The organism is Mesorhizobium sp. M7A.F.Ca.MR.245.00.0.0, from assembly GCF_003997415.1.
Taxonomy (GTDB): domain Bacteria; phylum Pseudomonadota; class Alphaproteobacteria; order Rhizobiales; family Rhizobiaceae; genus Mesorhizobium.
Map to the genome: position 1 here is coordinate 1 of NZ_RZTE01000118.1, position 456 is coordinate 456.

Consider the following 456-nt stretch of genomic DNA (forward strand, 5'->3'; position numbering starts at 1 on the left):
GTGGGGGCGGCTGACATATGCTCAACCTTCCCCTTGACCATCTGCGCGACATGCCACGCGCTGTTTATGACATCGGGCTCGTCAACACGGAAGACGTGAAACCCGAGAGAGCGCAGATAGGCATCACGAACAGCATCGTGCCGTTTACCCTTCTCGTGTTCGTGCAGATCACCGTCGACCTCAACGATCAGCTTCACCGCCAAGCAAACGAAGTCAACGATATAAGGCCCAATCGGGCACTGACGGCGAAACTTGATGCCTCCCGATTTCAACTCCCGCAGTTCATACCACAGGAGGGATTCGCCCTTGGTCGCGTGAACTCGAAGCGCGCGCGCCTTCTGGCGCATTTCGAAGCTCACGCGGGTACGGGGCATCAGACGCGGCCACGCAGCAAAAGATCAGGTCGGCACCCAGTCGCACCGACCCCACCCCCCCGCCTCGCCGCCCCCCCCCCCC

The 456-nt window shown here is 61.2% G+C and carries 1 protein-coding gene; it reads right to left on the bottom strand.

The annotated features are described in order from the left end of the window. A partial coding sequence (locus EOB80_RS34335; protein WP_164762841.1) for an endonuclease domain-containing protein occupies positions 1–374 on the bottom strand: 374 nt, incomplete at its 3' end. Positions 375–456: the final 82 nt, after the last annotated feature.